This window comes from Planobispora rosea (genome assembly GCF_014648175.1).
In the GTDB taxonomy this organism is placed as follows: domain Bacteria; phylum Actinomycetota; class Actinomycetes; order Streptosporangiales; family Streptosporangiaceae; genus Planobispora; species Planobispora rosea.
In genome coordinates, this window is record NZ_BMQP01000004.1 from 19,200 (window position 1) to 32,786 (window position 13,587).

Consider the following 13,587-nt stretch of genomic DNA (forward strand, 5'->3'; position numbering starts at 1 on the left):
CAAGTGGTCCGCAAGCCCGATGCACTTGACTCTCGTCCGTGCCAGGCCCACCGAATACGACATATCGGGCTTCCAGCACATGACTACCTCGGAGGTGTGATGTCCCGGCCAAGAGAGGCCGTCCGGCAGGCAGCCGCGGCGGCGGCCCAGGCGATCGCGCAGGGCGGTGATCCGCGCCAGGCGGTCGGGCAGGCGGTCGGCCAGGTCGCGGGGCAGTTCTCCGGGCAGACCCCCGGCGAGAAGGGCTTCTCGCTCAACCCCGGTGACTTCCTGGCCGCCCGCGACCAGGGCGTGTCCACCGGCACGGTCATCGAGGCCCGCAGCGCCTCGCTGAACGAGGCCGGCGAGATCGTCAACCGCAGCTTCAGCGAGCGCGGCGAGAACGGCGAGCCGGTCCATGTGATCTCCCCCGTCGTCATCCCCAAGGGGACCACCGCCCGGGTGGTCCTCCCACTGATCGTGCTGGCGGTCCTCGGCGTGGTCGGCCTGGTCGCCACCGGGCTGCCGGAGGGCGCCCGGGCGCTGTTCGGCGTGCACTACTGGGTCGTCCTGGTGCTGGCCGCCGCGTTCCTGTGGTGGCGGCGGAGCGTGGTCATGGTTCCCGAGGGCTGCAAGGCCCTGATCACCAAGTTCGGCAAGCTCGTGCAGATCGCCGAGCCGGGCCGGGTGACGCTGTTCAACCCGTGGAAGCGGGTCAGCTACATCGTCAACACCACCCGCGAGTACCCGTTCAACGCCCCGATCCGCGAGGCCCCGACCCAGCAGGGCGTCAAGGCCAGCGTGGACCTGTTCCTGCAGTTCCGGATCGAGGACCCGGCGGAGTTCATCTTCGTCCTCGGCTCGGTCGGCGGCTTCCAGGCCAAACTGCAGAACGCCATCAGCGAGGTCACCCGATCCCTGATCTACGCCCAGCGTGCCGAGGACATCTACGACCTGGTCGGGGAGAGCACGCTCGGCATGCTGGAGAGCCTCAACCAGCAGTTCCTGCCCGCCGTACGGCTCACCGACGTGAACATCACCCACGCCGAGCCCTCCAGCCAGGAGTACCGGATGGACCTGGCCGCCCCGGAGATGATCCGGGTGGCCAAGGAGGCCTACACCTACGAGTACGAGCTTCAGCTCCGCAAGGAGCAGAACGAGGGCGACCTGATCAAGGAGCTCGCCGGGCTGCAGGAGCAGCTGTCGGCCATCCACGCCGAGATCGCCGGCTACCAGGCCCGGATGGACACCGCGCTGGAACGCGCCTCCCACCAGGCCAAGGCCCAGGCGAGCCAGCGGCTGGTCGAGGCCGAGTCGACCGCCAAGGCCAACGCCGCGCTGCTGGAGGCCCAGGCACTGGACATCCGGGCGCTGAGCGCCGCCGAGGCCCCGGAGATCCTCGACTACCGCTTCCAGCAGGACATGCTGGACAAGCTGGAGGCCGTGGCCGCGCACCTGCCCCGCGTGGTCCAGGTCGGCGAGACCGTCGACATCGACCTGCTGGCGCTGGCCCAGCAGCTCGTCGGCAGCCGTGAGGCGACGCTGTTCTCCGAGACGGACATGGCCGCGATCCGCGCCCGGGTCGCCGAGATCGGGCACCGGGTCGAGGCCCGGGAGTCGGAGATCACCGCCCTGCTCAACCCGCCCGCCGAGGTAGCGGCCACGAGTGCGGCATCCGCCGGGACCGTGACGCCCGCCGTACACAACGATGACGTCAAGGAGGTGAAGGACCTGTGAGCAGGGAGTTCTCGAAGATCAAGGAATCGCTGGCGGCCTGGTCCGACATCCGCCAGCTGCTGCGCGGCGGCGAGTCCGGCCAGCTCGTGCCGGTGGTGATCCCCAAGGATCGCCGCGGTTTCGCCTGGGTGACGCTGCTGTTCCTCGCGCTGTACATGGCGGGCACCGCGGTGTTCGCCGGCGGGACGCTGCGCCTCCTGGCCGCGGGCGGCGCGGTCTTCTTCCTCATCGCCGCGGCGGTCTGGCTCTGGCGCCGGGCCATCATCGAGATCGAGGAGGGCACCACCGGCGTGCGCAGCCGCTGGGGTGCGATCACCGGCACCCTTCCCCCGGGCCGGCACTACCTGTGGCTGCCGTGGGACCGGGTCGACGCGGTGGTGGACACCTCCACCGAGATCCCCTACTCGGCGCCCATCGTGGCCTGCCCGACCGCCGAGAACGTGCCGCTGAAGTCCATCGAGTTCTTCCTGAAGTTCCGCATCGTCGACCCGGTCGCCTTCGTCCGGACGATCGGGGCGGGCAACTTCGACCTCGTGCTCAGCAGCGCCGTCCAGGACGCCATCCGCCAGCGCAGCCGCCTGGTGCACACCGAGCGCGCCTACGACCTGCGGGGCTCCGACGTGGGCGACATGCAGGACGCGCTCAACCGCCAGCTCGGCCGGTACGGCGTGCGGATCACCGGCGCCAACATCCCCGACGTCCAGCTTCCCGACACCTACCAGCAGCACCTGGCCACCCGCGAGAAGGTCGCCAAGGAGATGTCGGCCTTCGAGCGGGAGTGGGAGCTCACCCGCAAGCGGAGGATCGACACGCTGCTCATGGAGATCGAACGCGCGAAGAAGACACGCGACGCGCGTATCGTCGAGGTGAGAGCCGCTGCCAACACCGCGCGCAAGGATGTCGCCCGCATGCTGGAGGAGCACGAGACCGAGGCCCAGCGGGTCCGCTGGGAGATCGAGGCCCGGGGCCGGGCCGAGCTCACCTCGGCGGAGAACGAGGCCAAGGCGCTGCGCCGCCTGGCCGAGTCCTACCGGGACAACCGCGCCGTGCTCCAGTACGAACTCGCCCGCCGCCGTCTGGACGTGGGAGCCAGGCTCGCCGAGAGCGCGCCGCGCCCCGTCGTCGTCCGTACCGCGGGCGCGCAGGGCGATTCGTCCGCCCTGTCCACTCTGCTCCTGGCCCAGATCCTGCCGCAGCTCAGCGGCGGGAACGGCCGGGCCACGCCCCCCGTTGAACACAACGCAACCCACTGATAACCCGTCTCTACCTCCTGGGAGTCTCCCGATGGTGTTCCGTAAGCTGAAGGCCGCGTTCGGAGCCGGTGTCGAAGTCGACACCGTCCTGCAGAACTCCAACGTCCGGCCCGGCGAGATCCTGCGCGGGCAGGTCAACTTCCGCAGCAGCAGTTCCGACTACAAGGTCGAGGGCATCTTCATCGACTTCACCGCGGTCGTGGAGGTGGAGAGCGGCGACAACGAGTACAAGACGACCTACAGCTTCCTGCGTCAGCAGGTCGCCGGACCGTTCCAGCTCGCCGCCGGCGCCGCGCACTCGACCCCCTTCGAGATCCCGGTGCCGTGGGAGACCCCGATCAGCGCGATCGGCGGCCACCCGCTGCACGGCATGAAGCTGGGCGTCGCCACCGAGCTCGCCCTGGCCGGCGCGATGGACAAGGGCGACCTCGACCCGCTGTTCGTCAACCCGCTGCCCGCCCAGGACTACATCATCCGTGCCCTGGACGGCATGGGCTTCCGCTTCAAGAAGGCCGACCTGGAGCGCGGCACCCTGCACGGCTCGACCATGCCGTTCTTCCAGGAGATCGAGTACTACGCGGGCCCCGAGTGGGGCCGCCACTTCAACGAGCTGGAGCTGACCTTCCTCGCCGGGCCGAACGCGATGGACGTCATCCTGGAGGCCGACAAGCGCGGTGCCTTCGGCGGCAGCCACGACACCTACAGCCGCTTCACGGTCCGCTACACCGACAACCCCGCCCAGGCCGACCAGGCCCTGCGTGGCGGCCTGCAGGCGATGGCCCAGAAGCGCGGCTGGTTCTGACCTGCTGACCGCCTGACCGCCGACCCCGTGGTCCGCTGATCCACTGGTCCGCTGATCCACTGGTCCGCTGATCAGGACCGCCGTGTCCGGTGGCGATCTCAGCCCACCGGACACGGCGCGCCGGGTCCGCCATCCGGGTCACCGGCTCACCGGAGGCCCCGGGAGAGACCCCTCATGCGTCCCCCAGCGGTCAGGCCCTCCCGGAGAGCTCGGCCCAGACCTCGTCCACGCGGGCGTCCAGGTCCTCCAGGGACCCCTCGTTGGGGATCACGATGTCGGCGATCGCCAGCCGTTCCTCGCGGCCGGCCTGGGCGGCGATCCGGGCGCGGGCGTCCTGTTCGCTCATGCCGCGCAACCCCGTCAGCCGGGCCAGTCGTACCTCGTCGGACGCGTCGACCACGATCACCACGTCGTACATCGGGGCGAGCTTGTTCTCCGCCAGCAGCGGCACGTCGTAGACGACGACCGCGTCCTCGGCGGCCCGGCTCTGCAGCTCGGCGACCCGGGCCCCGACCAGGGGATGCACGATGGCGTTGAGGGAGGCCAGCTTCTCGGAGTCGGCGAACACGATCGAGCCGAGCTTCTCCCGGTCGAGAGCGCCGTCCTGGCGGAGCACCCCGGACCCGAAGACGGCGGCGACCCGGGCCAGCCCTTCGGTCCCCGGCTCGACCACCTCGCGGGCGATCTTGTCCGCGTCGATCACCATCGCGCCCCGGTCCGACAGCCGCCGCGACACCTCGCTCTTGCCCGACCCGATCCCACCGGTCAGCCCTACCTTCAGCATGGTCGGCAGCATACGGGTACGGCCCGCCCACCGGGAGACCGGGCACGCGGCCACCCGTGGACCGGGAGCGCGTCAGAGGTGGTCCCGCCCCGCCTCCCTGCGCATGTGCACCAGGGTCAGGTGGTCGCTCATCCGTTCCCTGCGGGTCTCGCGGTAGCCGTGACGGCGGTAGAGCCGCAGGTTGCCCTCCGACAGGTGACCGGTGAACAGGTCGAACGCCTGTGCCGGGGCGACCTCGTCGTGCAGGGCCGCCAGCAGCGCCCCGCCGATCCCCCGGCCCTGCATGTCGGGCGCGACGACCAGCCGCCCGACCCGGCAGGTCGTCTGGGACAACTGGCCGCGGACCGCGCCGACGACGCGCGAGCCGTCCCGGGCGACGAGCACGACCGCGGTCTCGACGACCTTGCGCACCTGCTCGGCCGTCTCGATCAGAGGGGGGATGAACGGGTCCCCGTAGAGCTGCGCCTCGCTCACGTAGGCCGCGCGCTGCACGGTGAGGATCTCACCTGTGTCCCCGGGCTCCGCCCGCTCGATCGTCGTCACGACGCCACCCTAACCCCCTGCCGGGACTCCCACCCCGGCACCGGGAGAGGCGGTGGAAAAGGAGAAGGGCCCCGCCGGAGCGGGGCCCTTCACCGGACTGCTACTCGTGCCTCACAGGCTCAGCTCTGGCCGCCCGCGAGCTTCTCGCGCAGGGCGGCGAGAGCCTCGTCGGAGGCGAGGGCGCCACCCGCCGGGGCGGAGGGGCCGCTGCTGGCGCTGCTGGGGGCGGTCTCACCGGAGTAGGACGTGGGGGCGGCCTCGCCCGCCTCGGCCTCGGCCTTGCGGGCCTCCTCGACCTGCTTCTTGTGCGCCTCGAAGCGGGTCTGGGCCTCGGCGTACTGCCGCTCCCACTCCTCGCGCTGCTTGTCGAAGCCCTCGAGCCACTCGCCGGTCTCCGGGTCGAAGCCCTCGGGGTAGATGTAGTTGCCCTGATCGTCGTAGGTCGCCGCCATGCCGTACAGCGTGGGGTCGAACTCGACGTCGGCGCCCATCGCGCCCTCGTTGGCCTGCTTGAGCGAGAGCGAGATCCGGCGACGGTCGAGGTCGATGTCGATGATCTTCACGAAGATCTCGTCGCCGACCTGGACGACCTGCTCGGGGATCTCGACGTGGCGCTCGGCCAGCTCGGAGATGTGGACCAGGCCCTCGATGCCCTCCTCGACGCGGACGAACGCGCCGAACGGCACCAGCTTGGTGACGCGGCCCGGCACGACCTGGCCGATCTGGTGGGTGCGGGCGAACTGCTGCCACGGGTCTTCCTGCGTCGCCTTGAGCGACAGGGAGACGCGCTCGCGCTCCATGTCCACGTCGAGAACCTCGACGGTGACCTCCTGGCCGACCTCGACGACCTCGGACGGGTGGTCGATGTGCTTCCAGGACAGCTCGGAGACGTGCACCAGGCCGTCGACGCCGCCGAGATCCACGAACGCACCGAAGTTGACGATCGAGGAGACGACGCCCTTGCGGACCTGACCCTTCTGCAGGGTGTTGAGGAAGGTCTGGCGGACCTCGGACTGGGTCTGCTCCAGCCAGGCGCGGCGGGACAGGACCACGTTGTTGCGGTTCTTGTCCAGCTCGATGATCTTCGCCTCGAGCTCGCGGCCGACGTACGGCTGCAGGTCGCGCACGCGGCGCATCTCGACCAGGGAGGCCGGCAGGAAGCCGCGGAGGCCGATGTCGAGGATGAGACCACCCTTGACGACCTCGATGACGGTGCCGGTGACGATGCCGTCCTCGTCCTTGATCTTCTCGATCGTGCCCCAGGCCCGCTCGTACTGAGCGCGCTTCTTGGACAGGATCAGGCGACCTTCCTTGTCCTCCTTCTGGAGGACCAGGGCCTCGACGTGCTCGCCAACCTCGACGACGTCCGCCGGGTCGACATCATGCTTGATCGAGAGCTCACGCGAGGGGATGACACCCTCGGTCTTGTAGCCGATGTCGAGCAAAACTTCATCTCGATCGACCTTGACGACGGTGCCCTCGACGATGTCGCCGTCGTTGAAGTACTTGATGGTCAGGTCGATCGCGGCGAGGAACTCTTCCTCGGACCCGATGTCGTTGACCGCTACCTGCGGGGTGCTCGAGGTGGCCTCAGTGCTGCTCGTCATGTGTGGAATTGCTCCGAACGCGGACAGATGTCGATGTGGCGAACGCGCGGCAGGCCTTTGAATCGTTCAGCCGAAGGAGTTTGGCATCGACGTGATCGAGCGCGAGCCCACTCCGTCCGAGACACGCGCGAGCCCACAGCGCAGCGATCAGCATATGAGACCAGACGGGCCTGGTCAATCCGGAGACAGGAGACGCCAGGCTCCCCGAAGGGATGAAAACGGCGGCGGGCAGCCTCAATAGGCGTTGACCTGCTGTCTCCGCTTGGAGCTGATATTACCCTGAAGTTCCTTCGGGATGGAGATGCGTTCGGGGTCGCCGTCCGCGGTGTAGCGCTTGCCGGGGTGCCTGTTCAGCCACTCCAGCCAGTACTGCGAGCACCACCGCCGGCACTCGCCCTTCTTGCCGTTGCTCTGGATCCGCTGGATGGCCCGCCAGTCGTAGTCCTCGGCGAAGGGCGACACCGACGGCTGCGCGCCGGCGAGGAAGACCCCCTTGAAGCCGAAACGGGTCCCGTCCCACTTGCCGCGCTGCACGCTGGAACGCGGGAACGGCATGGCGCCGAACGGCAGGGCGAGCGTCTGCGAGGGACCGGCGCCGAGGTCGACGAGCATCCGCTCGACCCTGACCAGCTGCTCGGCGATCCGCTTCCTGGACAGTCCGGGCAGCGCCGGATGGCTCCAGGTGTGGTTGGCCACCTCGAACCCGCGCGAGGTCAGCCACCGCACGGCCCGCGCCTGGTCGGCCTTGTCCCGCAGACCGAACGGCTGCCGGTTCACCCAGAAGGTGGCGACGGGTCGGAAGTCAGGATATTTCCGGGCGACCTGGTAGATGATCCCGACCGCCGTGTCCTTCGCCGGCATGCCCGCCCCGTCCAGCGCGAAGTGGCTGGGGTGACCGTCGTCGAAGGTCAGCACGACCGGATGCTTCCCGGCCGGGATGTCCATCCTGCCGTTGACGAACTCCCGGGCGGTGACCGGCACGTAGCCGTCCCGGGCCAGCCTCTCCATCTCCGCGCGCACCTGGGCGGGGGTGCGGTCGATGGAGGCCCGCCGCTTCTTCGTGATCCGGTGGTACATGATCACGGGGACCATCCCCGCCTCGTTCGCCTTCACCTGCCGGGCGAACTCCGGGGTGGCGACGACCGGCGGAGGCAGGTCGGCGGAGGGCAGGTCCGGCTCGGGCGGCGCCGAGGCCCCGCCCTTGGCCTTGCCCGGCCCCGCCGTGCCGGAGGCCGCCGGGATGCCCGTCCCGGACCGCCGCTCCTCGGCGGGCAGGACCTGGAGCACCCCCACAGCGATGATCACGACCAGTGCGTTGGCCACCACGATGATCTGGGTGAGAAGAGATGGACTCCGCACAAAACTCCCGTGCCCGTCGAGGTGTCGGCCTGCCGTCCAACCCTAGAACAGACTCAGACAAGCCCGGCCACTGCGACACCCGACCCACGGCCGGGCGAAGCAGTGCCTTCCACGCGGACCGGCAGCACCCCGGAGGCGGCTCCGGGCGCCTCCGGGGTCCACCGGCCGACCGCGGCGGGCCGGAAGACCCCCGGCGACGACCTAGTGGCCGGCGTCCTGCCAGGTACGGCCCACGCCCACGGAGACCTCCAGCGGGACGCGCAGCGCGTAGGCGGCGTTCATCCGGTCGCGCACCAGATCGCGCAGGGCGTCCAGCTCTCCGGGCGCCACCTCGAACACGAGCTCGTCGTGGACCTGCAGCAACATCCGGGAGCCCAGGGCCGCCTCCTTCATCGCGCCGTGGACGTGGAGCATCGCGAGCTTGATGATGTCGGCCGCCGAACCCTGGATCGGCGCGTTGAGCGCCATCCGCTCGGCCATCTCCCGGCGCTGCCGGTTGTCGCTGTTGAGGTCGGGCAGGTAGCGGCGGCGGCCCAGGATGGTCTCGGTGTAGCCGTCCTGGCGGGCCTGGGCGACGATCGCGTTGAGGAAGTCGCGGACGCCGCCGAACTCCTCGAAGTACTCGTTCTTGAGCCCCCTGGCCTCCGCGACCGGGATGCCCAGCTGCGCCGCGAGGCCGAAGTCGGACAGGCCGTAGGCCAGGCCGTAGTTCATCGCCTTGATCTTGGCGCGCATCTCCCCGTCGACCCGCTCGGGCTCGATGCCGAAGACCCGGGCGGCGGTCGCCTGGTGGAAGTCGTGCCCGGACTCGAACGACGCGATCAGCGCCTCGTCGCCGGACAGGTGCGCCATGATGCGCAGTTCGATCTGGCTGTAGTCGGCCGTCAGCAGCGTCTCGTAGCCGTCGCCGACCACGAAGCCCTGCCGGATCCGGCGCCCCTCCGCGGTGCGGATCGGGATGTTCTGCAGGTTGGGCTGCTTGGAGCTGAGCCGCCCGGTCGCCGCCACGGTCTGCTCGAACGTCGTGTGGATGCGGCCGTCGTCGGCGATCTCCTTGATCAGGCCCTCGACGGTGGTGCGCAGCTTGTCCTGGTCGCGGTGGCGCAACATGATCGTCGGCAGCTCGTGCTCGGTCTGCGTGGCCAGCCAGGCCAGCTGCTCGGCGTCGGTGCTGTAGCCGGTCTTGATCTTCTTTGTCTTGGGCAGCGCCAGCTTGACGAACAGGATCTCCTGCAGCTGCTTGGGCGAGTTCAGGCTGAACTGCTCGCCCACGGCCGCGTGCGCCGCCTCCACGGCCTGCTTGACCGCCGCGCGGAACTCGGCCTCCAGTGCCTCGATGTGGGCGCGGTCGGCGGCGATCCCGTCGCGCTCCAGCTCGGCCAGGACGGTCACCAGCGGCAGCTCCACCTCCCGCAGCAGGCGGGTGCCGCCGCGCGGCTCCAGGAAGGCCTCCAGCGCCTCGGCGAGGTCGCGCACGGCCACGGCCTTCAGGCCGAGGTCGCGGGCGACGTCGGCGTCCTGGTCGTCGAAGAGGGTGGCCTGGCCGTCGGCCGCGGCCCCGTCGCGCAGCTCCCGCTGGAGGTAGACCCGGACCAGGTCCTCCAGCGGGAAGGAGCGCTGCCCCGGCGTCGCCAGGTAGGCCGCCAGCGCCGTGTCGCAGGACAGCCCGCGCAGGTCCATGCCGTGGGCCCACAGGCCCAGCATCGGGCCCTTGGCGTCGTGCACGGCCTTGGGCCTGGACTCGTCGGCCAGCCAGGCGCGCAGGGCCGCCTCGTCGGCCTCGTCCAGCCCGGCCGGGTCGATGAACGCCGCCCGGGGCCCGTCGCCGTCGCCGGGCGCGGCGATCGCGATGCCGTCGATCCGGCCGGTTCCGCGGCCGTACGCGCCGGCGAGGGCGAGACCGGCCCGGCCCGCGGGGAGCCCCTCCAGCCACGCGGCCACCTCGCCGGCGCCGAGCACCGCGACCTCCACCTCGAAGCCGTCGGCGCTCTCCTGCTCGGGCGAGCCCAGGGTCTTGAAGACCCGGTCGCGGATCTCGCCGCGGAACTCCAGCGTGTCGAGGATCTTGTCGATCTCACCGCGGTCCCACCGGCCGATCGTCAGCCCGGAGACCTCGTGCTCCAGCGGGACGTCCCGGATGAGCTGGGTGAGCCGGCGGTTCATCAGGACCTGGTCGAGGTGCTCGCGGAGCTTCTCGCCGACCTTGCCCTTGACCTCGTCGACCCGGTTGACCAGCTCCTCCAGGGAGCCGAACTCGCGGATCCACTTGGCCGCGGTCTTCTCCCCCACACCGGGGATGTTCTTGAGGTTGTCGCTGCTGTCGCCGCGGATCGCGGCGAAGTCGGGGTACTGCGCCGGGGTGAGCTCGTATTTCTCCAGCACGACCTCGGGAGTGAACCGGGTCATGTTGCTGATCCCCACCCGGGTCATCAGCACCGTGATCCGCTCGTCGACCAGCTGCAGCGCGTCGCGGTCACCGGTGACGACCAGCACGTTCATGCCCTGCTCCGCGGCGCGGGTGGCCAGCGTGGCGATCAGGTCGTCGGCCTCGTAACCCGGCAGCGACAGGTGCGGCACGCGCAGCGCGTCGAGCATCTCGTGGATCAGGCTCATCTGGCTGCGGAAGCTGTCGGGGCTGGCACTGCGGTTGGCCTTGTAGTCGGCGTACTCCTCGTGCCGGAAGGTCGGCTCCGAGCGGTCGAAGCAGACCGCCACGTGGGAGGGCTGCTCGTCGCGCAGCACGTTGACCAGCATCGAGGTGAACCCGTAGACGGCGTTGGTCTTCTGCCCCGTCGAGGTGGAGAAGTTCTCCTCGGGCAGCGCGTAGAACGCCCGGTAGGCCAGGGAGTGTCCGTCCAGCAGCAACAGACACGGACGAGTGGGGGTCGCTTCGCTCTTCGGCACAGCAGAAGCCTAGTCTCCTGGTGCGACAGAAAACCCGGCCTCGCACGACAGGAGACATCCCCTTGACTTTGACCGGCCCCGGCGACGCCGCCCGCATGGAGGAGCTGTTCGGCTCCTCGTACAGGAACACCCTCGTCGAGCGGATGGGCATCGAGATCACCGAGGCGAGCGCCGAGCGCGTGGTCGCGCGCATGCCCGTCGAGGGCAACACGCAGCCGTACGGCCTGCTGCACGGCGGCGCCTCCTGCGTGCTCGCCGAGACCATCGGCTCCACCGGCGCCGCGCTGCACGCCGGACCGGGCCGCATCGCCGTCGGCATCGAGATCAACGCCACCCACCACCGGTCGGCCACCTCCGGGTACGTCACCGGCGTGGCCACCCGGCTGCACGGCGGCCGGACGATCGCCACCTACGACATCGAGATCACCGACGAGCAGGGCCGCCGCGTGTGCACCTCACGGCTCACCTGCATGCTCCGCGACGCCTGACCGTCCCGGCCGGAAGACCGGCCCCGCCGCCCGGGCGGGAGTCCTCCGCGAGGCCCGCCCTCCCGCCCGGGAACACTCCCCGGACACGTGAGAATGCCCGCCGGAAGGCGGGCGGCATGCTTATAGTGGGACCGAAATCCCGCCGCGCAGGCGAAACGGGATCGTGAGAACCCAACCGCGACACAGATGATTCCCTCTCCGCCATGAGGGGTAAGGGAATCAACGCGAGTGACGCCGGTGCCCGCGGGGAGACCGAGTAGAAAACGTGCAGGGTCGGGGAAGCTCTGCACGGCGCCAAAGGCTCCCCCGGGCCCGGGCCCGCTCGCGGAGCCGGGATCGCGCGGCACCGCACACACCAGTGCCGGGCCGTACGGTCCCGGCCTTCTCATGTCCCGGACGGCCCGTCATGAGAGCGGCCCGTCATACGGCCCGCCACGCCCCGAACGGCCCTTTCATACCCGTACGGCCCGCGCCGGATGCGCGCGGGCCGTACGGGACGGATCGGCGGGTCTCAGACGTCGGTGTGCGTCGGGTCGAGCACCCGGCGCAGGAACGACTTGGTCCGCTCGTGCCGCGGCGCGCCGATCACCTGGGCGGGCGGGCCGTCCTCGACGATGACGCCGCCGTCCATGAACACCACCCGGTCGGCCACCTCACGGGCGAACGCCATCTCGTGGGTGACCACCAGCATGGTCATGCCCTCCTCGGCCAGCTTCCGCATGACCGTCAGCACGTCGCCCACCAGCTCCGGGTCGAGCGCCGACGTCGGCTCGTCGAAGAGCATCAGCGACGGGCTCATCGCCAGCGCGCGGGCGATGGCCACCCGCTGCTGCTGGCCGCCGGAGAGCTGCGCCGGGTAGGAGGCCGCCTTCTCGCTGAGGCCCACCCTGTCCAGGTTCTCCCGCGCGATCCGCTCGGCCTCGGCCTTGCCGCGCTTGAGCACCCGGCGCTGGGCGATCATCACGTTCTGCAGCACCGTCATGTGGGGGAACAGGTTGAACTGCTGGAAGACCATGCCGACCCGGCGCCGCGCGGCGTCGATGTCGACGTCGCGGTGGGTCAGCTCGACCCCCTCCACGACCACCGTGCCCGCGGTGGGCTGCTCCAGCAGGTTCACGCAGCGCAGCAGCGTGGACTTGCCCGACCCCGACGGGCCGATGACGCAGACCACCTGGCCGGGCTCGACGTCGAAGTCGATGCCCTTGAGCACCTCCAGCGAACCGAACGACTTGTGGAGATCCCTGATCTCGACCGCGTGTGCCATCGTCCTCACCGTGCCTTCGCCTGGCGTGCCTCGAGCCGCCGCACGACGATGCCCAGCGGGATCGTGATGAGCAGGTAGGTCGCGCCGGCCAGCAGCAGCGGCGTGCTGTCGGCGTACTCGGTGGCGATGTCCTGGCCGAACTTGGTCAGCTCGCTCGTCGCCGAGGTGACGCCGATCGCGAACACCAGCGAGGAGTCCTTGAACAGCAGGATCAGCTCGTTGGTGAGCGGGGGGATCACGATGCGCAGCGCCTGCGGGATCACAACGGTGATCATGGCCCTGGAGTAGGACATGCCCAGCGAGCGCGCCGCCTCCATCTGCCCCTTGGGCACCGCCTGCAGGCCCGCCCGGATCGTCTCCGCCATGTAGGCCGCCGAGACCAGGCCCAGGGCGATGGCGACGACGCCGTACTCGTCGAAGGGGAACCGGATGCCGGGGAAGGCGGTCGGGACCGCGAGGCCCAGCAGGATGAAGACCAGCACCGCGGGGAGACCGCGGAAGACCTCGATGTAGACGAGCGCGACCCACCGGTTGGGCGCCGCGGACGACAACCGCATCAGCGCCACGAGCAGCCCCAGGAAGAATCCCAGGACGTATCCGCTGATGGTGTAGATGACGGTGTTCTTCAGGGCGACGGTGAAGATCTCCGGGAAGAGGTTCTCCGCCACCTTCATGTCGAGGAAGTGCTCGCGGATCGCCGCCCAGTCGGCCAGGCTCACCACCAGGGCGACCAGGACGACGAAAATCACATACTGCACGCCGCGGCTGATGGTCTGCCGCTGGCGGGGACTGAGCCCCGCCCCGCCGGGAACGGCTCCGGCGGGGCTGGGGAGGGGCTCGGTCAGCTTCGGCTGATCGGACATGGGA

At 70.0% G+C, this 13,587-nt stretch carries 11 protein-coding genes; 4 read left to right on the forward strand and 7 right to left on the reverse strand.

Features of this window, described 5'->3' with window-relative positions; translation table 11 throughout:
* Positions 1-99: 99 nt before the first annotated feature.
* Genes IEZ08_RS04840 through IEZ08_RS04850 form a run of 3 tightly spaced genes read left to right on the forward strand, consistent with a single transcriptional unit; the run spans position 100 to position 3,771 of the window.
* The gene (locus IEZ08_RS04840; RefSeq protein ID WP_084779950.1) at positions 100-1,716 is read left to right on the forward strand and encodes an SPFH domain-containing protein; all 1,617 of its coding nucleotides are present in this window, start codon (positions 100-102) and stop codon (positions 1,714-1,716) included.
* Entirely contained in the window at positions 1,713-2,969 is a 1,257-nt protein-coding gene (locus IEZ08_RS04845; RefSeq protein WP_068922786.1) for an SPFH domain-containing protein, read from the forward strand. Before IEZ08_RS04840 ends, IEZ08_RS04845 begins: the two co-directional genes overlap by 4 nt.
* Before the next feature lie 31 nt (positions 2,970-3,000).
* Positions 3,001-3,771, forward strand: a complete 771-nt coding sequence (locus IEZ08_RS04850) for a sporulation protein (protein ID WP_068922785.1) — start codon at positions 3,001-3,003, stop codon at positions 3,769-3,771.
* Positions 3,772-3,961: 190 nt separating this feature from the next.
* Here IEZ08_RS04850 and coaE read toward each other — a convergent pair whose 3' ends face one another.
* The 5 genes from coaE to polA all read right to left on the reverse strand — a co-directional run bounded on the left by coaE (position 3,962) and on the right by polA (position 10,968).
* Positions 3,962-4,555: a dephospho-CoA kinase gene (gene coaE / locus IEZ08_RS04855; protein ID WP_068928642.1), complete on the reverse strand. Its 594-nt coding sequence runs from the start codon at positions 4,553-4,555 to the stop codon at positions 3,962-3,964.
* Between the two features lie 72 nt (positions 4,556-4,627).
* Positions 4,628-5,098, reverse strand: a complete 471-nt coding sequence (locus IEZ08_RS04860) for a GNAT family N-acetyltransferase (protein WP_068922784.1) — start codon at positions 5,096-5,098, stop codon at positions 4,628-4,630.
* A gap of 119 nt (positions 5,099-5,217) precedes the next feature.
* Positions 5,218-6,705 carry a 30S ribosomal protein S1 gene (rpsA, locus tag IEZ08_RS04865; RefSeq protein ID WP_068922783.1) on the reverse strand — a complete coding sequence of 496 codons (1,488 nt, stop codon included), beginning with the start codon at positions 6,703-6,705 and terminating at the stop codon, positions 5,218-5,220.
* A gap of 234 nt (positions 6,706-6,939) precedes the next feature.
* Positions 6,940-8,064, reverse strand: a complete 1,125-nt coding sequence (locus IEZ08_RS04870; protein ID WP_229802924.1) for a polysaccharide deacetylase family protein — start codon at positions 8,062-8,064, stop codon at positions 6,940-6,942.
* Between the two features lie 201 nt (positions 8,065-8,265).
* The gene (gene polA / locus IEZ08_RS04875) at positions 8,266-10,968 is read right to left on the reverse strand and encodes a DNA polymerase I (protein WP_189241750.1); all 2,703 of its coding nucleotides are present in this window, start codon (positions 10,966-10,968) and stop codon (positions 8,266-8,268) included.
* 95 nt (positions 10,969-11,063) lie between these two features.
* Here polA and IEZ08_RS04880 point away from each other — a divergent pair, with 95 nt between their 5' ends.
* A complete protein-coding gene (locus IEZ08_RS04880) occupies positions 11,064-11,456 on the forward strand; it encodes a PaaI family thioesterase (protein WP_141704373.1) in 393 nt (130 codons plus the stop codon).
* A 511-nt stretch (positions 11,457-11,967) separates the two neighbouring features.
* Here the strand turns inward: IEZ08_RS04880 and IEZ08_RS04885 are convergent.
* Both IEZ08_RS04885 and IEZ08_RS04890 read right to left on the reverse strand, forming a co-directional pair.
* Complete coding sequence (locus IEZ08_RS04885) at positions 11,968-12,720, reverse strand: amino acid ABC transporter ATP-binding protein (RefSeq protein WP_068922779.1); 753 nt, start codon at positions 12,718-12,720, stop codon at positions 11,968-11,970.
* Between the two features lie 5 nt (positions 12,721-12,725).
* On the reverse strand, positions 12,726-13,583 hold the full coding sequence (locus IEZ08_RS04890) for an amino acid ABC transporter permease (RefSeq protein WP_084779946.1): 858 nt from the start codon (positions 13,581-13,583) through the stop codon (positions 12,726-12,728).
* Positions 13,584-13,587: the final 4 nt, after the last annotated feature.